This is a genomic window from Winogradskyella arenosi, assembly GCF_003337305.1.
In the GTDB taxonomy this organism is placed as follows: Bacteria; Bacteroidota; Bacteroidia; order Flavobacteriales; family Flavobacteriaceae; genus Winogradskyella; species Winogradskyella arenosi.
The window spans coordinates 325,807-349,941 of sequence record NZ_QPJO01000002.1 but is presented as its reverse complement, the minus strand read 5'-3'; the positions used below and the strand labels follow the sequence as shown (position 1 = coordinate 349,941).

Annotated in this window: 27 protein-coding genes; 18 read left to right on the top strand and 9 right to left on the bottom strand. The window is 35.8% G+C overall.

Annotation, left to right across the window (positions count from 1 at the left end):
• The first annotated feature begins 3 nt into the window (after positions 1 to 3).
• Both DFQ08_RS06230 and DFQ08_RS06225 read left to right on the top strand, forming a co-directional pair.
• Positions 4 to 624 (top strand): WbqC family protein, encoded by a 621-nt coding sequence (locus tag DFQ08_RS06230; protein ID WP_181858369.1) that lies wholly within the window; start codon positions 4 to 6, stop codon positions 622 to 624.
• A gap of 6 nt (positions 625 to 630) precedes the next feature.
• Complete coding sequence (locus tag DFQ08_RS06225) at positions 631 to 945, top strand: DUF6122 family protein (protein WP_114308952.1); 315 nt, start codon at positions 631 to 633, stop codon at positions 943 to 945.
• Here the strand turns inward: DFQ08_RS06225 and DFQ08_RS06220 are convergent.
• The 7 genes from DFQ08_RS06220 to DFQ08_RS06185 all read right to left on the bottom strand — a co-directional run bounded on the left by DFQ08_RS06220 (position 931) and on the right by DFQ08_RS06185 (position 7,492).
• Positions 931 to 1,953, bottom strand: coding sequence for an endonuclease/exonuclease/phosphatase family protein (locus DFQ08_RS06220; RefSeq protein WP_114308951.1), 1,023 nt, complete (start codon positions 1,951 to 1,953; stop codon positions 931 to 933). The two genes, DFQ08_RS06225 and DFQ08_RS06220, sit on opposite strands and share 15 nt — an antisense overlap.
• A 5-nt stretch (positions 1,954 to 1,958) precedes the next feature.
• A complete protein-coding gene (locus tag DFQ08_RS06215) occupies positions 1,959 to 2,831 on the bottom strand; it encodes a rhomboid family intramembrane serine protease (RefSeq protein WP_114308950.1) in 873 nt (290 codons plus the stop codon).
• A 2-nt stretch (positions 2,832 to 2,833) separates the two neighbouring features.
• Positions 2,834 to 3,586 carry a rhomboid family intramembrane serine protease gene (locus tag DFQ08_RS06210; protein ID WP_114308949.1) on the bottom strand — a complete coding sequence of 251 codons (753 nt, stop codon included), beginning with the start codon at positions 3,584 to 3,586 and terminating at the stop codon, positions 2,834 to 2,836.
• 3 nt (positions 3,587 to 3,589) lie between these two features.
• On the bottom strand, positions 3,590 to 5,479 hold the full coding sequence (gene mutL, locus DFQ08_RS06205; RefSeq protein WP_114308948.1) for a DNA mismatch repair endonuclease MutL: 1,890 nt from the start codon (positions 5,477 to 5,479) through the stop codon (positions 3,590 to 3,592).
• Entirely contained in the window at positions 5,479 to 5,787 is a 309-nt protein-coding gene (locus DFQ08_RS06200; RefSeq protein WP_114309685.1) for a hypothetical protein, read from the bottom strand. The genes mutL and DFQ08_RS06200 overlap by 1 nt, the downstream gene beginning before the upstream one ends.
• 418 nt (positions 5,788 to 6,205) lie before the next feature.
• Positions 6,206 to 6,715, bottom strand: a complete 510-nt coding sequence (gene ribH, locus DFQ08_RS06190; protein WP_114308946.1) for a 6,7-dimethyl-8-ribityllumazine synthase — start codon at positions 6,713 to 6,715, stop codon at positions 6,206 to 6,208.
• Positions 6,716 to 6,718: 3 nt separating this feature from the next.
• Positions 6,719 to 7,492: a tetratricopeptide repeat protein gene (locus DFQ08_RS06185; RefSeq protein WP_114308945.1), complete on the bottom strand. Its 774-nt coding sequence runs from the start codon at positions 7,490 to 7,492 to the stop codon at positions 6,719 to 6,721.
• A gap of 139 nt (positions 7,493 to 7,631) precedes the next feature.
• Here DFQ08_RS06185 and recF point away from each other — a divergent pair, with 139 nt between their 5' ends.
• From recF to DFQ08_RS06130, 12 genes are all read left to right on the top strand, one after another.
• Positions 7,632 to 8,711, top strand: a complete 1,080-nt coding sequence (recF, locus tag DFQ08_RS06180; RefSeq protein ID WP_114308944.1) for a DNA replication/repair protein RecF — start codon at positions 7,632 to 7,634, stop codon at positions 8,709 to 8,711.
• Entirely contained in the window at positions 8,708 to 9,154 is a 447-nt protein-coding gene (locus tag DFQ08_RS06175) for a lipocalin-like domain-containing protein (protein ID WP_114308943.1), read from the top strand. Before recF ends, DFQ08_RS06175 begins: the two co-directional genes overlap by 4 nt.
• A gap of 23 nt (positions 9,155 to 9,177) precedes the next feature.
• A complete protein-coding gene (locus DFQ08_RS06170) occupies positions 9,178 to 9,474 on the top strand; it encodes a DUF721 domain-containing protein (protein ID WP_114308942.1) in 297 nt (98 codons plus the stop codon).
• 375 nt (positions 9,475 to 9,849) lie between these two features.
• Positions 9,850 to 12,261 carry a penicillin acylase family protein gene (locus tag DFQ08_RS06165; protein WP_114308941.1) on the top strand — a complete coding sequence of 804 codons (2,412 nt, stop codon included), beginning with the start codon at positions 9,850 to 9,852 and terminating at the stop codon, positions 12,259 to 12,261.
• Entirely contained in the window at positions 12,261 to 12,614 is a 354-nt protein-coding gene (locus tag DFQ08_RS06160; RefSeq protein WP_114308940.1) for a hypothetical protein, read from the top strand. Before DFQ08_RS06165 ends, DFQ08_RS06160 begins: the two co-directional genes overlap by 1 nt.
• Positions 12,615 to 13,038: 424 nt before the next feature.
• Positions 13,039 to 13,209, top strand: a complete 171-nt coding sequence (locus DFQ08_RS16125; protein ID WP_181858368.1) for a hypothetical protein — start codon at positions 13,039 to 13,041, stop codon at positions 13,207 to 13,209.
• Between the two features lie 20 nt (positions 13,210 to 13,229).
• A complete protein-coding gene (locus DFQ08_RS06155; RefSeq protein ID WP_114308939.1) occupies positions 13,230 to 13,853 on the top strand; it encodes a tetratricopeptide repeat protein in 624 nt (207 codons plus the stop codon).
• Between the two features lie 6 nt (positions 13,854 to 13,859).
• Positions 13,860 to 15,212: a histidine kinase gene (locus DFQ08_RS06150; RefSeq protein ID WP_114308938.1), complete on the top strand. Its 1,353-nt coding sequence runs from the start codon at positions 13,860 to 13,862 to the stop codon at positions 15,210 to 15,212.
• 7 nt (positions 15,213 to 15,219) lie between these two features.
• Positions 15,220 to 15,540, top strand: coding sequence for a 2TM domain-containing protein (locus tag DFQ08_RS06145; RefSeq protein WP_114308937.1), 321 nt, complete (start codon positions 15,220 to 15,222; stop codon positions 15,538 to 15,540).
• An 11-nt stretch (positions 15,541 to 15,551) separates the two neighbouring features.
• On the top strand, positions 15,552 to 15,896 hold the full coding sequence (locus DFQ08_RS06140) for a 2TM domain-containing protein (RefSeq protein WP_114308936.1): 345 nt from the start codon (positions 15,552 to 15,554) through the stop codon (positions 15,894 to 15,896).
• A 39-nt stretch (positions 15,897 to 15,935) separates the two neighbouring features.
• Positions 15,936 to 16,250, top strand: a complete 315-nt coding sequence (locus tag DFQ08_RS06135) for a 2TM domain-containing protein (protein ID WP_114308935.1) — start codon at positions 15,936 to 15,938, stop codon at positions 16,248 to 16,250.
• Between the two features lie 46 nt (positions 16,251 to 16,296).
• Entirely contained in the window at positions 16,297 to 17,052 is a 756-nt protein-coding gene (locus DFQ08_RS06130; protein ID WP_114308934.1) for a LytR/AlgR family response regulator transcription factor, read from the top strand.
• A gap of 1 nt (position 17,053) precedes the next feature.
• On the opposite strand, the gene DFQ08_RS06125 is transcribed toward DFQ08_RS06130, so the two are convergent.
• On the bottom strand, positions 17,054 to 18,229 hold the full coding sequence (locus tag DFQ08_RS06125; protein WP_114308933.1) for an LETM1-related biofilm-associated protein: 1,176 nt from the start codon (positions 18,227 to 18,229) through the stop codon (positions 17,054 to 17,056).
• A 150-nt stretch (positions 18,230 to 18,379) separates the two neighbouring features.
• On the opposite strand from DFQ08_RS06125, the gene DFQ08_RS06120 reads away from it, so the two are divergent.
• The 4 genes from DFQ08_RS06120 to DFQ08_RS06105 all read left to right on the top strand — a co-directional run bounded on the left by DFQ08_RS06120 (position 18,380) and on the right by DFQ08_RS06105 (position 23,319).
• Entirely contained in the window at positions 18,380 to 19,033 is a 654-nt protein-coding gene (locus DFQ08_RS06120; protein ID WP_114308932.1) for a DUF4331 family protein, read from the top strand.
• A 93-nt stretch (positions 19,034 to 19,126) separates the two neighbouring features.
• Positions 19,127 to 19,702 (top strand): DUF4331 family protein, encoded by a 576-nt coding sequence (locus DFQ08_RS06115; RefSeq protein ID WP_114308931.1) that lies wholly within the window; start codon positions 19,127 to 19,129, stop codon positions 19,700 to 19,702.
• Between the two features lie 99 nt (positions 19,703 to 19,801).
• Positions 19,802 to 21,079 (top strand): tetratricopeptide repeat protein, encoded by a 1,278-nt coding sequence (locus tag DFQ08_RS06110; RefSeq protein ID WP_114308930.1) that lies wholly within the window; start codon positions 19,802 to 19,804, stop codon positions 21,077 to 21,079.
• A gap of 20 nt (positions 21,080 to 21,099) precedes the next feature.
• On the top strand, positions 21,100 to 23,319 hold the full coding sequence (locus DFQ08_RS06105; RefSeq protein ID WP_114308929.1) for a TonB-dependent receptor: 2,220 nt from the start codon (positions 21,100 to 21,102) through the stop codon (positions 23,317 to 23,319).
• 256 nt (positions 23,320 to 23,575) lie between these two features.
• Here the strand turns inward: DFQ08_RS06105 and DFQ08_RS06100 are convergent, their stop codons facing one another.
• Complete coding sequence (locus DFQ08_RS06100) at positions 23,576 to 23,995, bottom strand: nucleoside-diphosphate kinase (protein ID WP_114308928.1); 420 nt, start codon at positions 23,993 to 23,995, stop codon at positions 23,576 to 23,578.
• Positions 23,996 to 24,135 lie beyond the last annotated feature (140 nt).

Genomic DNA, 24,135 nt, shown 5'->3' with positions numbered 1-24,135 from the left:
ATTTTGAACACCTTATTATACCCCACTTGTTTTCCTAACATCGTACATTTTTGTGCGATGCTAAAGGCTGATGTTTTAAATTTTGAAGTGAGTGATAACTACCAAAAGCAATCCTACCGAAATCGAGTAGAAATTTATGGCGCCAATGGAAAGTTAGCATTAACAGTTCCGGTGAGTTACAGTCAAAAAAACAGACAATACTATAAAGATGTAAAAATTGCCAATGAAGAACAATGGCAACAATTGCATTTAAAATCGTTATTATCGGCCTATAGCATGTCGCCTTTTTTTGAATTCTATATAGACGATTTAATGCCGCTCTTTGAAACTCAGTTTGACTATATTTTAGATTTTAATCTGAAATGTTTCGAGTTGTTAGTAGACGCCATGGAGTTAGATTTGAAACCTAATCTTACAGAAACGTTTAGCAAATCGCCCGAAAACACCACAGATTATAGAGCTTTAGTAAAACGTAATACCAAGGTGAAGGTTTTAGAACCGTATACCCAAGTTTTTACCGAAAAACATGGGTTTATTTCTAATCTCAGTATTTTAGATCTTTTATTTAACGAAGGTCCTAATACCGCCTTATATTTAAAACGACAAGATATCGTTCTTATTTAAATCTGCATGCTTCAACCGCTTATTCATTACGGCATACACTTCGGACTTCCTTTAGTGGTAGCTTTGTGTTTTTATAAAACACATTGGCTAAAAGCTTATGGTATTATGTTGTTGGGAATGCTTATTGATCTCGATCATTTACTAGCAAGCCCAATTTTTCATCCTGGACGTTGCAGCATTAATTTTCATCCGCTTCACTCTTACTACGCTGTAGCCTTATATATTCTATTATTGTTTCCGAAGGCCACACGACTTATCGGACTTGGATTAACCATTCATATCCTCGCAGATACTGTAGATTGTTGGTTAATGCAGTTTTAAAGTTGTTTTAATTGGGTAATGATCCGATAGTTTTAGGTCGTAAGTTTTAAAGCCATTCACGGTAAAATCTTTATCGGCCAAAATAAAATCGATCCGCATAGGAAAATACTTGAAGTTATAAGTCTTTCCAAAACCGTTTCCGGCTTCTTCAAAAGTATCAATAAAATGATCTCCCTTAACAACTCTATAAATATATGAATACGGTGTATTATTAAAATCACCAGTCACAATGGTTTTATAATGAGACTTGGCTTTGTGGGCCAAGAATAATTCCACTTGCTCTTGCTGCGTCTTAAATGTTGACCTTACCTGTTTAAACAAATGTCCTGAAGTTTCTTCCTTTAATTTTTCAACGTCAGTCTGAATCCCAGAAGATTGTAAATGAAAGGTATAGACTCTAATAGTGTCTTTCTGTTTTACAACATCTACAAAAATAGCGTTATTATAAGTGTTCGGAAATTCTAAAGAACCAGAGTTAACAATAGGAAATTTAGAAAAAATAGCTTGTCCGGACTTTACCCCTTTAGTTTGCCTGGCATTAAAATTATAATACCCTTTTAAATCTATAGGATCCCCACTTCTATACTCTTGAAGACATAAAACATCGGGATTCTCCTCTTTAATAAATTGTAGAATATCTTGCTTTACCGTTTTTCTAGGCAACCAACCAAACCGATTAAAAAGACGTACGTTAAATGACATCACAGAGAAGTTAGCGTCGTCTGCAATGGCTTCAGAAGCTGAAAATTTATACATGGAATTAATATAATTCCACCCTAAAAGAAGCACAATTAAAGACAATAACATCTGCTTGCGCACTCGGAGTAACCAGTAAATAAAGAAGATAATATTAAACATAATGAGTAAAGGAACGCCTAAACTTAATACGGATAATGAGGCAAAACTTTTTGGTGGAATATAGGGTAAAACGTAAGATATAAGCAGTAGAAATGCCACCAATGAATTGATGAAAAATACAATTTTACTCCATAGACTTAAACCCTTCACCTAACTTAATCTTTTCCTACTTTAAACAAAAATGCTTTCTCGTCTGCAGTTAAACTTTCATAACCACTCTTACTAATTTTATCGAGGATAGCATCAATTTTCTTTTGCTTATCTAACGGATTTGCGGCCTTTTTAGTCTTAGGTTTAGCTTTATTTTTAGCTTTACTTTTATAAACCGTTTTTAAATTGGATTTCGGTTTAAAAAGCGTCATAAACCAATCCATGCTACGTTCAAATCCTACGCCAATATCCGTACCCTTTACCAGTTTTGTAGCATAGACATAGCCTAAGGCATATCCTCCTAAATGTGCTACATATCCGCCTTGGTTGAGTCCTAAAATAATTCTAAACAAATCGAGACCCACAATAACCATCGCAATATGTTTCCACTTTACGTTAAACATATTAAACAATCGGATCTCACTATTAGGCATATAGGCCGCTACAAATAGCAACAAAGCACTAACACCTGCAGAAGCGCCAACTAATACGCCTTGACCGCCTAGCAAAGAGGCAGGCATTAAATTGGTGTAAGCCAAATAAGCCAATCCTCCGAAAATAATTCCTAAAAAATAAATATTAAGAACCATTTTAACACGAAATAAATTGCTCGTCACCTGCGATAAATAATAGAGGAATAACATATTAAAGGCAAGGTGAAATAGGCCGTTGTGTAAAAACCCATACGTTATTAAAGACCAAGGTTGAAATAGAAAATCCATGATCCCTGACGGCAATTCAAAATAAGCAAAAAGATGAAATCTTAATAAGGATTTAAATAATAATGCAATGATAAATACCACCACATTAATGGCGATGATTTTACCAAAAACATCGAGATTATTATACTTATATTTTAAATCTTGAATAACGCTCATAATTAATTCCAGCGGTATTTATCGTTTTCATTTTTCTTCCAGAAATACATCAGTAAGAAACCCGTTAAGGCACCACCAACGTGAGCCATATATGCGGTATTGCTAGGGCTAAATATAGAATTTCCAGAAATTGCAGAAAATAAATCTAAGGCTATAATTCCAGGAATAAAATACTTTGCTTTTATAGGAACAGGTAAGAAAATGAGCATTAATTTAGACTCCGGAAACAACATCCCAAAGGCCACTAAAACGCCCATTATAGCTCCAGAAGCTCCAACCATAGTACCATTAAAAGCACCTATAAAGCCATCAAACTGATCGCCTAAAAGCGGTAACCAAGCTGTACTATATTTTCCTTCACTTAAAATACTTAAAACTTCGGTCTGTGAAGCACCAGACTCTATTAAGGTTGTTAGACCTGAATTATACTGAAAATATAAAAAAGCAAGTTGAATTAACGCTGCCCCAAAACCAGAAAGCAAATAGAAAATAACAAATTTCTTAGCGCCAAATATTTGTTCTACAGCCGTACCAAACATCCACAAAGCAAACATATTAAACGCAATATGCATAAAACCACCATGCATAAACATGTGGGTTAAAAGCTGCCAAGGTTGGAAATTTGGGTTTTGTGGAAAATAAAGCGCAAACCATTGATAGAAGGCTTCTCCATTTCCTATGGCCAATGTTCCTATGAACATGACAACGTTTATAATTAATAAATGCTTCACAGCATCTGTGATTCCTTGTCTCATAAATTACATGAATTTTTTTTCAATCTCGTCTACTGCCATAGTAATAAAGGTAGGCCTATTAGCAGGAGACACATTAGGTTCTTTACAGGCAAATAGACTATTTACCATATGTTCTTGTTCTGCACTATTTAAAGACTGTCCGTTTTTTATCGCTAAACTCTTCGCCATAGACTTGGCCAAAAGATCCGTAGTACTAAAATTGGTGTCTGGCACATCATTCTCTACATCACTAATAAGTTGCTCTAAAATCATAGAGACTTCACTCTCCGGAACACCAACCGGCACCCCTGTGATGGTTATGGTTTTGTCTTGCATTTCAGAAAACACAAAACCTGTATGTTCTAATTCCGATTGTAAGCCTTCAATAATACCAATTTCATTAGGTGTGAAATGCAATTCTAAAGGAAACAGTAATTGTTGACTTGTTGCTTCCTTTATGGTAATATGCCTTAAAAAGTTTTCATATAAAATACGTTGATGCGCTCTATTCTGATCTATAATAAGCATCCCCGATTTTAAAGTACTCACCACATATTTTTGTTGTAACTGAAAGGTAGACTTTCGGGTTTCTATAGCGGCCTCGTCAAAAATGGAACTATCTTTGGCTTCACTTTCAAAAGTCATTTGGCTAAATTCAGAATCCGAGTTATTACTCTTAGATTCTAAACCAACATATAAACTCTCCCAAGAATTTCCTGACCCTGAGGATTTAAATCCGGTCTGCGAATGCTTTGTCGTCACTACCGATTTCCCAGAAAAAGGTGACACCGGTATCTTTTCTTGTGCAAAAGGATTAAAAGTTCGATCGACTTCAATAGCCGGTGTTTCTACAGGTTTGTCCTTATAATCGTATGGGGTATTAAAGTGATTTGCCTGATCGTCAAAATCTAAAATTGGCGCAATATTAAATTGCCCTAAACTGTGCTTTACCGCCGATCTTAAGATGGCATAAAGCGTATGTTCATCATCAAATTTGATTTCGGTCTTAGTGGGGTGAATATTAATATCAATACTTTTCGGATCTACCGTAAGATTCAGAAAATAAATAGGATGATAACTATCTTTTAACAAACCATCATAGGCCGAGTTAATCGCATGATTTAAATACGGACTTTTAATAAAACGTTGGTTGACAAAAAAGAATTGTTCCGACTTGGTCTTCTTAGAAAATTCGGGTTTCCCAACAAAGCCTGATATTTTTAATACTTCGGTTTCTTCTTCAACAGGAACCAATTTCTCATTGGTTCTGGTGCCAAAAATATGCACCACACGTTGCCTATAATTTTCTTGTGGTACATTAAAAATGTCACTGCCATTATGGTAAAATGAAAATGCAATATTAGGATGTGCCAAAGCAACACGATGAAATTCGTCTGTAATATGACGTAATTCTACAGAATCTGATTTCAAGAAATTACGACGAGCAGGGATATTAAAAAACAAATGCTTTACAGACACCGAAGTTCCTGTTGGTGTTACGGTAACCTCTTGACTTTTTACTACACTGCCTTCAATCTCAATTGCGGTCCCTAAATCGTCTTCCTCTTGTTTGGTTTTCAATTCTACATGAGCAATCGCTGCAATACTTGCTAAAGCCTCGCCTCTGAACCCTTTGGTATTCAGTAAAAATAAATCTTCAGCAGATTTAATTTTAGACGTCGCATGGCGCTCAAAACTTAATCGAGCATCTGTAACACTCATTCCTTTGCCATTATCAATGACCTGAACAAGCGTTTTACCCGCATCTTTAATAATGAGTTTTATTTCGGTAGCATTAGCATCAATAGCATTTTCTAGTAATTCCTTAACTACAGAAGCTGGACGTTGTACCACCTCACCTGCTGCAATTTGATTAGCAACATGGTCTGGTAAAAGCTGAATAATATCTGACATTAGCGATTGGTGAAGAATATGGATAAGTCAAAGTCGATGATAAACAAAAAGATTAAGACAAAAACCGCAATTAAAATTAAGATTGTTCTATTAAACCCAGTAGTGTTATTACGATTCCTTAGCTTAATTCTATTATCATGCCACTGCCCTGAAAAATCGTTTTTATTGTACGTTTCGGCATAGGCATCAAACTTAGAAGCATATTGGGTGCCTTCTACACCATCTTTACCTTCGTAATATCTCGGTGTATAGTTGAACCTTTTATTTCTAGGCAGTCTTTTTATTAAAGTGAATTTTATTGGTCCCATAATATCTTTATTTAATATATCCGTCAAGGACATAAATTAAAACAAGAATTAAAACTAATATAATAATTAAGGCGGGTAACGACGTTAAAACACTTCCACGATGTTTGTTACTACTATTAGCTTCATTCCATAAGGTTTCGAAGTCGTCTTTCGACTTGCTTTTATCGGAATCCTGAAGTTGAGATTTGTATGTAAAACGTTTATTTTTTCTCTGCTTAAACAACTACCTCTTAATTTAACTTGATGAATCTCAAAAGTACTGAAAATACAAGGAAAAATTCCTTAAGGATACCTTAAAATTATCAACAAAAAGGATGCCACGCCTGTGTTGGCAGTTGAGTAAAACCAAATAATCCACATCATATGTCATAGGATATGGATTATTTTAAAGTTTTAAAGCTTATAAATAGCGCTAATTCTATAAGGCTGAATCTTTTCGGAGAACTGCCATTTTTATCGCTGCAATGGCCGCTTCGGTACCTTTGTTTCCGTGAATACCTCCAGAGCGATCTAAAGATTGCTGTTTGTTATTGTCAGTAAGCACACAAAAGATAACAGGAATGTCACCTTGTACATTAAGATCTTTGATACCTTGTGTAACGCCTTCGCATACAAAATCGAAATGTTTGGTTTCGCCTTGAATTACACAACCAATAACAATAATAGCATCTAGCATTCCAGATTCAGCGTAGATACTTTTACTCATACGTGCTGCACCGTAAGTTAGCTCAAAAGCTCCTGGCACATTCCAACGTACTATATTTTCTTTTACCGCACCACAGTCTATTAAGGCATCGAATGCGCCTTGCCATAAACCTTCGGTGATTTCATCGTTCCATTCTGAAACAACAATCCCAAACCGAAAATCTTTCGCGTTTGGGATTGTTGCTTTATCGTATGCCGATAAATTATGATTTGCCGTTGCCATATCTTACAAGCTTGCTTCTACTTTTCCTATTAAAACATCTACATTCTTCGCTTCAGTAGACGTAGAATAATCCGTTTTAATACGCTTTAAATATGTTAAAGCCTTGTCATTTTCACCTAAAGTGATAGCCACTTTAGCAGCTTTCATTAAGTACATAGGTGTCGTAAAATTGTTATCGTTAGCTTTAAATGCATCTTCATAGTACCCTAAAGCATCTGAAGGTTGCTCTAATTGCATAAAAGCGTCTCCAATACCACCTTTAGCAATAGGACTTAACATTTTATCATCGCTAGAAAAATCACTTAAATACGTAATCGCATTTTGGTAATCTTTTAAGTTTAAGTAAGCCATACCAGCGTAGTAGTTTGCTAAGTTCGCCGCAGGACTTCCGCTATACTCACTTGCAATATCTAACATTCCGTATTTACCTTCGCCACCTTCTAAAGCCATTCTGTAAAGTGAATCTGAAGACACACCAGAAACAGCATCGTCAAAATACTTTTTAGCGGTGTACATTTCATTCATAGCTTCACGCTCTTGTGGTTCTGCCACAAGTTTGTTATACCCTAAGTATCCTAAAACGACTACAGCAATAGCCCCTACAATACCTAAAATATATTTTTGGTTTGCTACGGCCCACTCTTCAGTTCTAGAAGCGCCTTCATCTAAAGTATTAAATACTTCAGCAGTTGTAGAGTTACTATCATCGATAATCTCTTCCTGCTCTTTCTCTTTTTTCGTTTTCGGTTTGTAGCCTCTTTTCTTATACGTTGCCATAATGTGTCATTTTGTGCGTGCGCAAAAATAAAATTTTTATTGGGATTTAAAAGCCTATTTATTTGTTATTTTTGAATAATTAATAACTCGCTCAAATGTGCCTTTACAGCAGTAAATACAGGCCTAACGTTACCTTTTCATGAATCTAAACTCACTATCTTTAGTTAATTACAAAAATTTTGAAAGTCAGGTTTTCGATTTCGACGCCAAAATAAATTGCTTCGTTGGTGCCAATGGCATCGGAAAAACAAACGCATTAGATGCTATTTATCATTTAGCCTTCGGAAAAAGTTACTTTAATCCTATTGCGGTTCAAAATATCAACCACAATGCTGAGTTTTTTGTTGTCGATGGAAATTTTACTAAAAATGACCGTCCTGAAAAAATTATAGTCTCTTTAAAACGCGGCCAAAAAAAGGTCATTAAACGAAACGCTAAAGCTTATGACAAATTTAGCGAGCATATTGGTTTTATTCCTTTAGTTATTATATCGCCTGCCGATCGTGACCTTATTATAGAAGGAAGTGACACCCGACGAAAATTTATTGATAGTGTCATCTCTCAAAGTGATAAATATTATTTATTAGAACTTATTAATTATAATAAGGTCTTAAGTCAACGAAATGCTTTATTAAAATATTTCGCCCTTAATAATACCTTTAATGCAGATACCTTGGCCGTGTATAACGAACAACTTCACAGCTATGGTACAGAAATATTTAAAAAACGAGATGCTTTTTTAAAGACCTTCATCCCTATCTTTAAAGCACGCTACGAAGCCATTAGTCAAAGTAAAGAAGCCATTGACCTTAAATATAAAAGTGATTTGTTTGATAGTGAATTAATCGATTTACTACATAAAAACATTAATAAAGATAAAGCCCTTCAATACACTAGCGTGGGGACGCATAAAGACGATATGGTATTTTTAATTGACGATTTTCCTATTAAGAAATTTGGAAGTCAAGGGCAACAAAAATCCTTTTTAATCGCTTTAAAATTAGCGCAATTCGATTTTATAAAACAACAAAGTGGTGTATCGCCCATCTTACTCTTAGATGATATCTTTGATAAACTCGATGAAAACAGAGTCGCACAGATTATTAACCTCGTTGATGATGATCACTTTGGGCAAATTTTTATCAGTGACACCCATGCTGAACGTACCGAAAATGTGATAAAACAAACCCACCAATCGTATAAAATGTTTAAATTATGAAAACCTATTTTTGGCTCCTATGCCTCATTCTATGCAGTTGTTCTAAACACCCCGAAGCTCACATAGCGCATTTACAAGGTTATTGGGAAATTGAAGAGGTCACCTTAGCAGACGGAAGCAAAAAGACTTATCCTTATAATGAAACCATAGATTTTATTAGTGTTAATGACAGTTTAAAAGGCTTTAGAAAAAAACTTAAACCCGGTTTAAATGACACGTATTACACTTCTGCAGACGCAGAACGTATTGAGTTACGTATTGAGAATGATGAATTAAACATCTACTACACCACCCCTTATGCGCAATGGAAAGAAACCATTTTAGAGGCCAGCTCGGAGCAACTAAAAATTATAAATGAAGATGAAAACGTATATTTGTATAAACGTTATACTCCTATTCGTTTAGATTTGAAAGAAGACAACGCTGACGCATTACAAAATTGACCCTAACGCAATAGCAAAATACCATGGCAAAACGCAATAACGACAACCAATCCATACAAGATATTTTAAAGGAATTTGTTGAAACCAATAATTTACAATCGGGATTAGATAAGGTGGATGTCCGAGAAGCTTGGACAAAACTTATGGGAAATGGTGTTAACAATTACACCACAGCCATTGAACTTAAAAATGGAACGCTCTACGTACAACTTAGTTCTAGCGTGCTACGTGAAGAACTTAGCTACGGAAGGGAGAAAATTGTAAAAATGCTTAACGAATCCCTCCGCAAAGACGTGGTTAAAAAATTGGTTTTACGCTAAATTATGGCCTAAACTCGGACCAATATATCCAATTCTAAAACTCTAAGTCCTCATTTCGTACCAATCACCCCTAGTTGTAGGGCTCATTCCTTCTATTAAAATTCTTTTTAGCACTTAGCGTAAGTCTTTAATTTTAAATTAATTCAGACTTTATAACTCTAAAATTTATCGGTTAGTAAATTTTCATTCCCTTTGATACACAGGTTTGTTTTATCTTGTATTTAAGGGAGCTCAGCGTGGATCAATTTGAACTTTTAGCTTGATTTTTGAAGTCCATAAACCCCATTCAAAGTTTTATAAATTTTGAGTCTTCACTTAGAGCCTTATCAAATTGCCTATAAATTCCTTATTTTTAAGTTCTCTATATTATTATTTATGAACGCTATTAAACTAATTGCTTCCTTTCTACTAATGCTTTCTGTAGGCTATGGATTAAACGTTAAATTTGGATCTGTACCTCCAATCGGAAAATTTCTCAATCCTTACACCGGTATTTGGCAAAATGAAACGGATGAAACCACCACAGGCACCCTTAGTATTCCAAATCTCAAAGACAAGGTCACCGTACACTATGATGCTCAACTTATTCCTCATGTTTTTGCTCAAAATGAAAACGATTTATACCGTGCTCAAGGTTATCTTACCGCCAAGCACCGCTTATGGCAGATGGAATTTCAAACTTTTGCCGCTTCTGGGCGTCTATCCGAAATTATAGGAGAAGCTGCTTTAAATTATGACCGACAAGAACGAAGACGCGGTATGGTTTATGGCGCGGAACAAACCCTAAAAAAAATGAGCGAAGACCCAACAACTTTAGCTCAGGTTCAGGCCTATGCCGATGGCGTAAACAGCTATATAGCGCACTTAAAACCTGAAGATTATCCAGTAGAATACAAGTTATTGGATTACCAGCCTGAAGCTTGGACTCCTAAAAAAACAGCCTTACTATTAATGTATATGACTAAAATGTTGGCGGGTGGTGATAATGATATGGAAAACACAAATGCCTTACGTTTGTTTGGCAAGGCCCGTTTTGATTTATTATTTCCTGATTTTTATAACTATACAGAACCTATTATTCCTAAAGATCACGACTGGAGTTTTATTAACGTCCTGCAGACGCCACATCCTAATACCGAACCTGTTTTAGAAGCCGTTGCTGAAACCATTACCAAGCCCGACCCCAATTACGGGAGTAATAACTGGGCGGTATCTAAAGAAAAATCAGCTACAGGACATGCTATCTTAGCCAATGATCCCCATCTCGGTTTAAACTTACCCAATATTTGGTTTGTTATGCAATTAAGCACACCAAATCATAATGTTTTTGGTGCTACGCTTCCCGGAGCTTTAGGCATAATTTCTGGTTTTAACGAACATATTTCTTGGGGAGAAACCAACGCCACACGCGATGTTATTGATTGGTATAAAATTGAATTTAATACCAACCGCACGCATTACAAATACAACAAAGAATGGAAGCCTCTAAAAAAACGTGTAGAACACATTAAAATTAGAGGCCAAGAAGCCTACCGCGATACCGTGTTGTATACGCATCATGGTCCTGTGGTTTACGATAAAAATTTTAAATCGGACAATAATTTATCGGGCTATGCCATGCAGTGGACAGGTTTTATCCCTGGAAATGGACAAAAAACATTTACCGAAATGAATAAAGCCAAAAATTATGACGATTACAAAAAGGCGCTAAAACATTGGGTGGCCCCAGCACAGAATTTTGTTTTTGCCTCTACAGAAGGTGATATTGCCCTATGGGTTCAAGGTCAATTTCCTAACAAATGGGAAGGTCAAGGTAAATTTGTAATGGACGGAAGCCAACCCGAAAACGATTGGCAAAGTTTTATCCCTCAAAAATTCAATGCCCACGTAAAAAATCCGAAGCGAGGATTTGTAAGTTCTGCCAACCAAACCCCAGTAGATGAAGCCTACCCGTTCTACGTTTTTAATGACGGTTATGAAACCTACCGCAATCGGGTGATTAACAATTACTTTAACTCTAAAGCGCAATTTAGCGTTGATGATTTTAAGGATCTACAGAACAATAATTATAACTTAAAAGCATCAGAACTGATGCCTTATATGCTGTCTCTCATGGACACCACTCGTTTTAATTCAGACGAAAAAGAAATTTACCAATTGGCTAAACATTGGGATTATAATAATGCTATGGATGAATTTGGCCCGAGTATTTGGAAAGCTTGGTGGGATGTACTCTACGACATGGTTTGGGATGAATTTGAGGTTGAAAATATGGCCCTAACCACACCATTTACTTACCAAACCATTGCGCTTTTAAAAAACAATGGGGATGATGATTTTATGGACCTTATAAACACGCCTGAAAAAGAAACGGCTAAAGATTTGTTCCGTTTAAGTTTTAGTGAAGCCGTTAAAAACCTCAATACCTGGAAGACAAAACACGGCAGCCTTAAATGGGTAAATTACAAGGGCACTTTTGCTGGACATCTATTACAAGCACTTCCGGCATTTTCCAGATTTAATATTCCTATTGGTGGCGGAAAAAACATTGTCAATGCGACCGCTGAAAACTGGGGACCGTCTTGGCGGATGATTGTAGAAATGACTTCGCCTCCTACCGCCTTAGGCATTTACCCTGGTGGGCAATCGGGTAATCCTGGTAGCCAGTTTTATGATAATTTTATTGACAAATGGGCCGCAGGAGACTATTACCAACTTCATTTTTTACCCAACGATACGGCTACAAAAGCCATTATTGGAACTCAAACTTTAACACCTCTAAAATAATGCGTCATAACCTACTCCATTTTAGTATTACAATTGTATTAGCTTTTTTATTCGCTTTATTTTTGCCTTGGTGGTCTGTAATGCTTGCGGCTATCGGAGCTGCCTTCCTTGTTCCGCTAAAAAAAGCAACTGTATTCTTTATCCCTTTCTTAGGCATCTTTTTATTATGGTTTCTTTGGAGTTATTATTTAAGCGCTTCCAACAACTTTATCATGGCAAAACGCATTGCCGTCTTACTTCCTTTAGAGGGGAATCCATATCTGCTTATGGTGGTTACAGGAATAATAGGCGGGTTAGCAGCGGGAATTGCTGGTATTTTTGGAACACAATTGCGAAGACTGATTAAAGAATAAGCATGAGCCCCTTAGCGATACATTCATCTTTTATATGCTAAGCGAACTCACTTTCAGTATAAATCATTTCAACAAAGGGACAACTTTGAGACTTTTTGAGGTTTGTAAGACTTTATTCTCTATTTGCATTCAAGGAGTTTTGCTTCATACATAATCCGTAGCGATTTAGGGCAGTCTACCATTCCCTATTTATCCTTTATACGGCCCATAAACAGAAGCCTTATTAGGTTAACATCATCAATGGAACTTCAAAAAGCACATCAAATTTAAAGGCAGTTTAGAGATTTTCTTCAGACTAAAACTCGCCTTTTTTTATTCGCTTATAACAAGATTACAATTCATCATTAAAAATTGACACTTCGGTATATCGCTTTATTTAATTCCGACCTATCTCTAGATATTTGCTTTATACAAAATCGCATATATGATGATTACACTTTCAAAACTTATAATTCTTATAGCCATTAGTATTGCAGACCACACCTTAAAACCGGTAAGTACTGTAGCTGAACAGCCTCTCAAGCATTATCAAAATACATCTATAAATAATAATAATAATAATAAACAGACGTATCATTTTGAAAACAATTTATAACCCTTAAAACCCAATACAGCATGAAAAATTTAATCCTTCTCTTAGTCGTCGCCATTAGCACAGTAACTCATGCACAATCTAATTTTGAAACCAGTATGACTAAAGCCTTTGAACTTTGGAAAATTGGAAAAACAGATGAGGCCGAAAATAGATTTGAACGAATTGCACAAGCCGAACCCCAAGAATGGCTACCGCATTATTACATTGCCCAAATAAACAGTCTTAAAAGCTGGACTGAAAAAGACGCTGTGGTATTAAAAGCGCAATTAGATAAAGCTCAAAAGCACTTAGATCTAGCACAGGCCATTAGCGAGAACAACCCAGAACTCCTTATTATGCAAGCTCAGGTTTTAACCAATTGGGTGGTTTATGACGGTATGACTTATGGCATGAAATACAGTGCTCAAATTAACAGCCTATACCATGACGCTTATACTCTAGACCCTACAAACCCAAGAGCGGCCTTTTGCAAAGCCGATTGGGCTATGGGAAGCGCTAAATATTTTGGAAAAGATACCGCTCCATATTGTGAAGACATTGAAACCGCATTAAATCTTTTTGATACCTTTAACCCAAAGAGTGCCATACATCCTAACTGGGGTAAAGAACGCGCACTTAGGGTTGCTAAACAATGTAAATCTTAATACACTATGATAAAGTCTTTAAAAAAAATTATACTCACGTTTCTAATAGGTACAGCCGTTTATCTTATAGGCAATCTATTATCTAATGGGTTTGACTATAAAAAGGTCAGTGATTTTTTTACCGACTTTGGGTTCTACCAATTATATGCCTTTGCTTTAGGCTATACTAACATGGGGTTTTTCGATTATATGGAAAAACAAAAGTGGGAAAATAACGACATATTAAAACGTATTATCTACGGGATTATAGGATCTACCGTCCTAACCTTAATCGTGCTATTTACCCTTCGGTTATTTATTTCCACGGTGATTTACAACATGGCTATAACAACATTTTTTGAAAGAGAATCATGGCAAGGTTACTCATTTGGCTTATGGATTACTTTAACCATCGTTACCATATTTCATGTTATTTATTTTTATAATCGCTACCAGAAAAATAAAATTAAAGAGCAAAAGGTTATTGCCGGAACCGCTAGTGCAAAATTTGACGCTTTAAAAAATCAGTTAGATCCTCATTTTTTGTTTAACAGTTTAAATGTACTTACGAGCTTAATTGAAGAAAATCCTGTAAATGCCCAAAAATTCACCACCTCTTTATCTAAAGTTTATCGCTATGTCTTAGAGCAAAAAAACAAAGAATTGGTTACCGTAGATGAGGAGCTAAATTTTGCAAGAACTTATATGTCACTCTTAAAAATGCGCTTTGAAGATAGTATCATTTTTGAGATCCCAGATAAAGCCACAAATCCAGAAAGTAAGGTGGTACCGCTTGCCTTACAGTTACTTTTAGAAAATGCTGTAAAACATAATATGGTCACATCTACCAAGCCATTACATATAATTATATATGAAGACAATAACCACTTAGTAGTGATGAACAACTTACAACCCAAGCAGATTATTAAAAAAAGTAGCGGGGTTGGCTTAGAAAACATAAAACAACGGTATGCTTTGCTTACCAACAGAAAAATACAAATTAACCAAAGAGAGAACGACTTTTTAGTTGCGCTCCCTATGCTAACAAAACAAATTTCAATGATTAGAACGATAGAAAAATCAGAAGCCCGACTTAATAACGATTACGTAAAAGCCAGAAAGCGTGTAGAAGAACTTAAAGCCTTTTATTACAGCCTAATTTCTTACTGTGTGGTCATTCCTTTTTTAATTTTTATTTGGTACCGTTACTCCTATTTTACCATACAATGGTTTTGGTTTCCCATGCTAGGTTGGGGCTTAGCCCTAAGCTTACAAGCCTATAAAGTCTTTGTCAATCATAAAGCCTTTGGATCGGATTGGGAAGCCCGAAAAATTGAAGAATACATGCGAAAAGAAAAAGACACGAAACGTTATAATTAATAAAACGATGAAACCACATTATTCTAACAACGCGTATCAAAGAGCAAAATCTAAAGTGGAAAAATTAAAAGATTTCTACACCCACCTCTGTGTTTTTGTTGTGATAAACACCGTTATTTCTGCCGTAAAAATCATAAATAACCTGAACAACGGTGAAACTTTTTGGGAAGCTTTAATAGATTTTTCAACACTCATTACTTGGATGGTTTGGGGTGTAGCTCTTGTACTCCATGCCCTATCTGCGTTTGAAATCCTTGTGTTCTTTGGCGCCGAATGGAGAGCTAAAAAAATTGAAGAGTTCATGAAAGATGAATTACAAAACCCTTAAATTCTAGTCTTATGAAAAAATATTCTATAGAACCGTATGACAACCCGAAAACGAATACCGACTTCAAAAAAGAGGAAGCCTATTTAAGGGCGAAGAAAAAAGTAGATGCTATCGTTGGTTTTTACTGGCACGCCGTAAGCTATGTTGTTGTGAACATCTTTTTAATTGTACTGATTGGTATAAACTCGAGTGAAGGGTTTAGCACTTTTGGCACCTACGCCACAGCGTTTTTCTGGGGAATTGGTCTTCTTTTTCATTTCTTGGGGGTTTTTGGTTCCGATTTCTTATTCGGAAAAAATTGGGAAAAAAGTAAAATCGAAAAGTATATGAAGAATGAAGAGCAACATTGGGAATAATCTCGCCAATCAACAGTGAACACCTTAAATTAAAACAGCATGTCAACTCAGGATCAAGATAAACTTGAAAAAGCAAAAGCACAGCTTCGTAAAGTTAAAATATTTTATATTCACCTCATTGGATATTGTATTGTAATAGGACTACTTTTATACAATTTGTACATTGTAGCAGGTCCTTATAAAAATAATATTATCAGCCTTAACCTCAGCGTTATGGTGGCGTGGACCGTTTTTATTATTGTTCACGGCTTAACTGTTTTTAAAAAACGTTCTATTTTTAAAAAAAATTGGGAAGATCGCAAAAGAGAACAGTATTTGGAGCAAGAAAAAGAAGAACACACCTTTTGGGAATAATGCCCCCCTTAATGAAGCACATTGTTTAAAACTACAGCAAAATCTTATGAATGTAATTATTATTGAAGACGAAAAACCATCAGCTAGACGTTTACAGCGTCAATTAAACAGCTTAGAAATTCATGCAGAAACGCTATTGCATTCTGTTGAAGAAGCTATAGATTGGTTTAACAATAACCCGCATCCCGACTTGATATTTTTAGACATACAGCTCAGTGACGGTTTATCTTTTGAAATCTTTGAAGCCGTAGAAATTAAATCGGCAGTAATTTTTACCACGGCTTATGATGAATATGCTCTAAAAGCCTTCAAACTGAATAGTATTGACTATTTACTAAAACCTATAGATGATGATGATTTAGCCCAAGCGGTTGAAAAATACAGCGTAAGATTACCGAAAAAACAAGCCGTAACCCTTGACTTTAACGATATTAAAAACCTATTGGTCAACCCCATTGAACGCGATTATAAAAAACGGTTCTCGGTTAAAGTCGGGCAACATTTAAAACTTATTAATATTGAAGATATAGAATGTATCTACAGCGAAAATAAAGGGACCTACGCCTACACCAATACAGGCAGAAATTACCTCTTAGATACGACTTTAGATCAATTAGAAAACGACTTAGAACCCGATATTTTCTTTAGAACCAGTCGTAAATTCTATATTAATATCAATGCGATAAAAGATATTATAAGCTACACCAACTCTAGACTACAAATTAAATTGCAGCACTATAAAGACCAAGAGATCATTGTAGCCCGAGAACGTGTTAAGGATTTTAAAAATTGGTTAGAATAGATTATGGCTTATCCTCAATGCGATTATCATCAAAGGCCGAAGGCAATAATTTAGGAATAAATTTTATAAATAAAGGCAGCAATAACATCCCTCCGGGCAACATAAAAATGGCCAAACTCGGTATAGACTTAAAGATATCCATAAGTTGGGTTTGTATTTTTTTTTGCTCTTCGTCTGTGAGGTTTCGTTGAGTAGACTGTGTCAGTAAATACAGGGCTTCTTTACTCTCAGACAACTCCTTAATTAAGCGTTTACTATTGCGATGTATTAATTTAGCCACCACCTTAGTACTGTTATCATAAAAACTTTGAGCTAAATTTTTAGAACTTAAAAAGGCTACTTCATGCTTATGTTCATCATAAAACAGATTGATATCTGTAATAGATTTTAAAATAATGCTAGCATCTATATTTAAATCGGCTTTTAGTTGTTTTAAAAAGGCCTGTTCTTCATCATCAATAACTTTATCCGTCCATGAAGCCATACAGACCAAGTCTACAACATATAACTTTTCTAAAGGCGTATAAATACTAGCAATAGCATCCTTGTAATTTAAAACTTCAGCATTTTTATGCCTTATAGAACTTTCAAATAAACGAATAAGGTTATTATCATATTCCGATTTTTCAGACTTATTTTCAATAACCGAAAATACAATCGTTTCTAGAGCAAATTCTAAACGCGTCACATAAGATCTAATCGCATTCGGTTCTTTTAAAAAACGTTGATAACCTAATACATCAACAAACAAAAGGGCATTAATTAAGAAATAATTAAAACTTTTTGAAATAAAATTATCATCAATATGAATGCGCTTATGAATGATTTTTTCAAGCAAACTATCGGGCGATTTGTCACTAAATAAATCTTCAAAAAACGACCGTTTCTGATCACTAATAGTTTTGTAATACCGTATAAGACTTTCGGTAAAACCTTCATCTGTTCGCGCCTTACTGAAAACAAAATAAAAGGTTAATAACAGATTAATTTTACAACGCTCCTCCTCACTGAGATCAAAGGGTTTCACAATATTTAATACAATTTTAATATTGCTTCCGTAAATAAATCCTGCTTGTTTTAAGTCCCCATAGAACACCTTATCCTCGGTCTCAGAATACATGGTTTCAGACACCTCATTAAGTAATTTCTTTATCCAGCCATTTGCTGATGGGTTCATAACATCCAGTTTATAGAATTCAAAGTTAATTCATTATAACGAAATAGCCCATGTTTTTTTCATTAACAAAATTTTAACAAAACCGGCATTTACATTTTTGCGTAGGTAGTGCAGAGACAAAAATAAATAATTAACTAAATCTCAAAAATGATGAAAAAAACAAAAATTTTAATCGCCACAGCGGTATTGAGTATCGCCACATTTGTAGCCATCGCAGCAGATCATATAGATGCTCCTGCCGTTCAAGGTGGAACAAGTGACATTACCGACTTTTATGCCTTTAGAGGTGAAGAAACTTCCAATTTAGTATTAATAGCTAATGTGCAAGGTTTACTAACACCTAACGCGACAAGCAGTGCTACGTTTGATGAAAACGTTTTATTGGAATTTAATATTGATACCGATGATGACAATGTTGAAGATTTAGTGATCCAAGCCACACCAAGAGATGGTAAAATGTATTTCTTTGGACCAACAGCACCAGCGCAAACTGGACTTAATAGTACTATTGTTTCAACCTCATCAAATGCTGCTGTTGTAGATATTACCAGCTACGGAGCGTCAGCAATTGTTGAAGAATTTGGGGGTATGAAGTTTTTCGCAGGCCCTAGAGATGATCCTTTCTTTTTCGATTTTAACACCTACACAGAAATCATCGCTGGAAATGCTTCAGGCTTTAACAATCCTGGAGATGATACTTTTGCCGGAACCAACGTATTGTCTGTTGTGGTAGAAGTTCCAAAATCAATGATTGGCGGTTCAGGTACCATTAAAACTTGGGTAGAATCTAAAAGAAAACAATAAACCCCATTGGCTTTCCACTAAGAAATCACTTTAAAAAGTGAATCTTATCCTTAGACGATAAAGCACTATAAACACATTTAAAAATATACAATTATGAAATTCAATACGATAAAATTATTAAGCCTTGCCATTGCAGTCTCTTTAGTAGCCGTAAACTGTAGCGACGATGACGACAATACAACTGCACCAACAGAAATTAATTTCTCTGGAACTTACATGCAAGAAGATCAAATGGGTAGACCAGCGATTAATACGGTCTTTGTAAACGACGGTATGAAAGATACGTTTAACACGACCGTTCCTTCTGAAATGGGAGCTGCATTTCAAGCTGCATTTCAAGCTAAATTAGAAGCCTTGAGTCCTGCTTACGATCCAGCCTCACCAGAAGATGCCAATGCTTTAGGATTTACAGCCGAACAATTTACAGGCGTTTTAGCTACTGATGTTCTCACGGTATCCTTAGATGCTCCAACCACCTTTTTTGATGGTACTAATATCCTAACTGGTAGAAACCTTACCGACGATGTTATTGACGTGGAGTTAATCTTAATTTTTGGTGGTGAAGATGGTTTAACCAACCCAGAATACCCAGGGTTAACAAGCGATAATGTTGCCGCTAACGACAAAACGTTTTTAACGTCTTTCCCTTACCTCGCTTCGCCTTGGTAAATCTTTAAATACAAAAGCTAAAATGAGATTTTACTTTCTCATTTTAGCTTATTTCTAATTAAAAACCACATCAAAACAGCAACTCAAAAAACAACTATTATGCAACTTAAACATATCCTTCCCCTATTCATAATTGCTTCTTTATGGAGCTGTGATTCAAAAACGGTCGCCAAATCCTCAGATTATAACACCTACCTCAACACGGCTATAACTGCTGAAGACCTTCAAGACGATATTGATTTTTGGACCCTAAAAATTAAAAATAGCAGTAGCCCTTATGCCTATTTTATCAGTAGAGCCCAAGCCAAAACCAAGGTGTTTAATAGCACCGGAAACATTAACTATCTAATTGATGCTGAAAATGACCTGCTCAAAGCTAAGGCTATAGTTAAAGATTCGGACGCCGGACTTTTAAGACAAATCGCCAGTAATTATATTTCGCAACATCGTTTTAAGGAGGCCTTAGTCTTATTAAAACAAGCCGAAAAAAATGGCGAAAAATTAAATAGCACTAAGAAAATGCTTTTTGATGTGCATTTAGAATTAGGAAATTATATCTACGCCGAAGCCTACCTTAACGACATAAAAAACGAGGCAAGCTTTGATTACCTTCTCCGTTTGTCTAAACTAGAAGATCACAAGGGCAACCTTGACACAGCCATAGAACATATGGAAGAAGCAACCGCTATTGCAGAAGCTTCAAATTTAAAAAACCTTAAACTCTGGTCGTATACCAATAGCGCGGACTTTTACGGGCATGCCGGAAATATTAACAAATCGTACACCTATTACTTAAAAGCTTTGGCCTTAGACCCCAATAATGCCTATGCAAAAAAAGGCATTGCTTGGATCGCTTATGCTAATGATAATAACCCTGATGAGGCCCTAAGAATTCTCAACCATATTACCACATACTATAACGCTCCAGATTACGACCTATTTAAAGCTGAAATCGCCGAATATAAGCATAACGATTCACTAAAAACCAAACACTTAAACCACTACCTCGCTGCTATTGACAATAAGTTGTACGGCGAAATGTATAATAAATATAATGTGCTCTTGTTTTCTGAAGATTTAGAGAATCCTGATCGGGCTTTAGAATTAGCCAAACGCGAAATAGAAAACAGAGCCACTCCCCAATCTTACGACTTACTAGCTTGGAGTTATTATAAACAAGGACAGGTCGCTAAAGCGGAAGCTATTATGGATGAATTTGTTGTTGGAAAAACCTTTGAACCTGCCGTATTATATCACATTGCAGAAATCTACAAAGCTTCCGGAAACACAGATAAAATCTTACCTTTGAAGACTGAATTATTAGCAAGTCTCTATGAATTAGGACCGCTGATGAAACAAAAAATCAATCAATTATAGTAACCACCTCAAAATCAAGCATGAAACATTATTTTATTCTTATTGCACTCTGTTGTTTTCTATTTGTCACGCAGGCCCAAAATCAGAAAGGTCTTATCGTCAATGAACTTAACCAACCTTTAGAAGCCGCTTATATTTATAACCAAAGCTCAGAAAGCCATGCGCATTCTTCAGAAAATGGCGTATTTATAATTAAACATACTAAACCAGGTGATTCCTTAAGAATTGGGTTGCTCGGTTACAAAACAAAATTTATAACACTAGAAGCAGTAGCAACACTTAAAATCGTTTTAGAAGAAAAAGCGTTTCAGTTAGATGAGATGCTCATTTCTGAAGAGTTAAATACCGTGAGTACGATTTCCCGATTAGATTTAGACATCACTCCGGTGAATTCTTCACAAGAAGTCTTAAGGAAAGTTCCTGGCTTATTTATAGGTCAGCACGCCGGTGGCGGAAAAGCTGAACAGTTATTTTTACGAGGCTTCGATATAGATCACGGTACCGATGTCTCTATTTCAGTAGATGGGATGCCTGTAAATATGGTGTCTCACGCCCATGGGCAAGGTTACAGTGACCTGCATTTTGTAATCCCAGAAACGGTCAATAAAATTGACTTCGGAAAAGGGGCTTATTATGCTAAAGAAGGTGATTTTAACACCGCAGGTTATGTAAATTTCAGCACTAAAGATTACCTAAAAACTAGTAAAATTTCATTCTCTGTCGGACAGTTTAATAGCTTAAGAACCGTAGGTTTATTCGATTTACTAGAAGACACAAAGAACCAAAACGCTTATGTTGCCTTAGAATACATTAGTACCGATGGACCTTTTGAATCGCCTCAAAATTTTAACCGTCTTAACCTCTTCGGAAAATACGTTCACTTTTCTCCAGAAAATGATAAGTTAACCTTAACTGCTTCGCATTTTACAAGCCGTTGGGACGCTTCAGGGCAAATTCCACAACGTGAAGTCGATAACGGTAATATTTCTAGATTTGGAGCGATTGACGATACCGAAGGCGGTGAAACCCAACGTACCAATCTTAATGCTAGCTTTGATAAGTACATTTCAGATCATACCTCTATAAGTACTAATGCATTCTATTCGCATTACGCTTTTGAACTCTATTCAAACTTCACCTTTTTCTTAGAAGACCCTGTTAATGGTGATCAAATCTTTCAAAAAGAAGATCGAAATATCTTTGGTGTCAATACCGCTATAACCCATAACACCAATCTTGGAGACACGGAATTAATCCTGACCTCTGGCTTAGGCTTAAGACATGACATCTCTGACGATGTAGAACTTTCAAGAACATTAAACAGAAGTACCACCTTAGAGCGTATTCAGTTTGGTGACATTAACCAAACTAATATTAATGCTTTTGTAGATGCGACTTTTGATTTTGGAAAATTTAAAATTGCCCCAGCCTTACGTTTCGATTATTTCAAATTTATGTATAACGATGCTTTACAAACAAATTATGAAACCCTATCGGAAACAAAAACCTTATTAAGTCCTAAATTAAATTTCTACTATACCGTACAAGATAATTTACAGTTATACCTTAAGTCTGGCTTAGGATTTCACTCCAACGACACTAGAGTTGTAGTGGCTAATGGTGGAGAAGATATTTTACCACGCTCTCATGGTGCAGATTTAGGAACCATCTGGAAACCCTTTCCAAAATTAGTGGTTAACTCAGCATTATGGTATCTCTTTTTAGAACAAGAATTTGTGTACGTGGGCGATGCCGGAATTGTAGAGCCTAGCGGAAAAACGCGTCGTTTAGGTGTGGATTTAGGCTTACGTTATCAACTTAACGATTGGTTATTCTTAGATACGGATGCAACCTACACCCATGCGAGAAGCATTGAAGAAGCAGACGGTGAAGATTACATTCCTCTAGCGCCAGATTTCACGTTAGTAGGAGGTCTTGCTGTGGATGATTACAAAGGCTTTTCAGGAGGTTTACGTTTTAGATATTTAGATGATAGAGCGGCTAATGAAGACAATTCTATTGTTGCTGAAGGCTATATGGTGACCGATTTTAACGCGAATTACACCATTAATAATGTCACCTTCGGAATTGCCATAGAAAACCTATTTGATGTGGAGTGGAATGAAACGCAGTTTGCCACCGAATCTCGTTTGCAAAACGAAGCACAATCTGTTGAAGAAATCCATTTTACACCAGGAACTCCGTTATTTCTTAAAGGGACAGTAAGTTACCGTTTTTAAAACCTTTCAACCTTAGTGTGGGGAAGCAGACTAAGTTATGTTGAAAGAAAACTGACAGAGAAGATTAATTTTTGTTTAAGATTAATCAGATCATGAAATCTTCATGATGTTTTTGAGTTTTTTTGTTGGTGAAGCACCTGTTTGAAAAAGCAGGTGTTTTTTTTATATCGTATTTTAACAAGGCCACCCCTTAAAATTGGGACAAAAAAAGACCATCTCTTAAAGACGGTCTTTTTTTTTATGGGATGTATAATGCTTAAAACATATCTCTACCTGCAAAATGGAAAGCGCTTTCAATAGCTGCATTCTCATCGCTATCACTTCCATGAACAGCGTTTTCACCGATAGAAGCGGCATATAACTTACGGATTGTTCCTTCTGCTGCATCTGCAGGGTTAGTTGCTCCGATTAAAGTTCTAAAGTCTTCAACAGCATTTTCTTTTTCTAAAACAGCTGCAACGATAGGGCCACGAGTCATATATTCTACTAATTCACCAAAAAATGGCCTTTCGTTATGAATTGCGTAAAATTCCTCAGCGTCAGCCTTAGTCATTTGCGTTAATTTCATTGCTACGATTCTAAATCCTGAAGCTGAAATTTTTTCTAATATTGCGCCAATGTGTCCTTTTTCAACAGCATCAGGCTTTAGCATTGTAAATGTTCTGTTAGTTGCCATGTATCTTTTTTAAATTTGCTGCAAAAGTAATGTATTTCTCTAACAAATCAAGGCCTGTTTTTATTAAATTATTGTTACTAAAATAGGCTCTAAAGCCTTTCGGTCTAGAATCCTTGCCTTAAATCCATGAATGGCCTTTC